This window comes from Synechococcus sp. H55.9, assembly GCF_047462355.1.
In the GTDB taxonomy this organism is placed as follows: Bacteria; Cyanobacteriota; Cyanobacteriia; order Thermostichales; family Thermostichaceae; genus Thermostichus.
The window spans coordinates 1-1,060 of record NZ_JANSJB010000205.1 but is presented as its reverse complement, the minus strand read 5'-3'; the positions used below and the strand labels follow the sequence as shown (position 1 = coordinate 1,060).

Below are 1,060 nucleotides of genomic sequence, written 5' to 3'. Positions count from 1 at the left end.
CTGAGCAGCCCAGGCAGAGTCAAGCGACCTCCCTAGCGGGCGGTGTCGCCCAACACTTGAGTTTCCGAACGCAGCTCGGGATATTCTGGCGGGGTGAAAACGTGTAGGCGATTCGGGGGCCAAAAGCGAAAAATGGTGTTGCCGATGATGTTTTCTTCCGGCAAAAAACCCCACACATGGGAGTCCTGGCTGTCATTGCGATTGTCCCCCATCACAAAATAGGAGTGAGGAGGAACTACAAATTCGGATCCCTGGTTGGGAACTCCAGGGCAGCGCTCTCCAGGACAAGAATAGTTGGGAGGAGCATAAATATAGTCCTCCTGCAGTGGGATCCCGTTGATGATGACCTCACCATCGGCGATACGAATGCGATCCCCAGGTAGGCCGATCACCCGCTTGATGTAGGCGCCGTTGAAGTTCAGCTTGGCAGGCGGGTAGAAAACAATGATGTCGCCGCGTCTGGGCGGGCCAAAGCGGTAGCTGACCTTTTCCACCACCAGCCGATCCCCTTCTTCCAGGGTGGGCAGCATGGAATCGGAGGGGATCCAACGCGCCTCCGCCACAAAGGTGCGAATGCCGAAAGCCAACAGCAGCGCCAGCACAACCGTCAGCAGGTTTTCCCGCTGCGCCTGCCACCAGGTGCGGGATCCCGAGCTGGCAGGTGCCGACTGGGGCTTGGGCAGAGACGTTGGATCTTTGGACGGCATGGGAGCTAACGGACAAGACTGCACGATCTCAAGATTATCGCACCCAGCAGGAGCCAGCATCGAAAAGACGAATGGCCGCCAGTAGCTTACGATCGAGAGACACGTAGCCTGTAACTTGCAAACCCCATGACGATTTCAACAGAAGAACGCCTAGATCGGCTTGAGCGCTTGGTCGAGACCAACAGCCAAGCAATAGCCCACCTCAGCCAACAACAAGGGGAAATTTTGCAGCGGATCGATCGGCTCGCAGGAGATACTGGAAAGCTCTCAGAGCGTGTCGAGAAACTATCGGGCGATGTCGAGAAACTATCGGGCGACGTCGAGAAACTATCGGGCGACGTCGAGAAACTATC

General features: G+C 56.6%; 1 protein-coding gene and 1 pseudogene. One reads left to right on the top strand and one right to left on the bottom strand.

All coding sequences use genetic code 11. The features are described from left to right. Nucleotides 1-32: 32 nt before the first annotated feature. A complete protein-coding gene (lepB, locus tag NW857_RS13150; RefSeq protein ID WP_414336229.1) occupies nt 33-707 on the bottom strand; it encodes a signal peptidase I in 675 nt (224 codons plus the stop codon). A gap of 126 nt (nt 708-833) precedes the next feature. On the opposite strand from lepB, the pseudogene NW857_RS13145 reads away from it, so the two are divergent. Next, nucleotides 834-1,060 (top strand): annotated as a pseudogene (locus tag NW857_RS13145) (hypothetical protein); the annotation flags it as partial.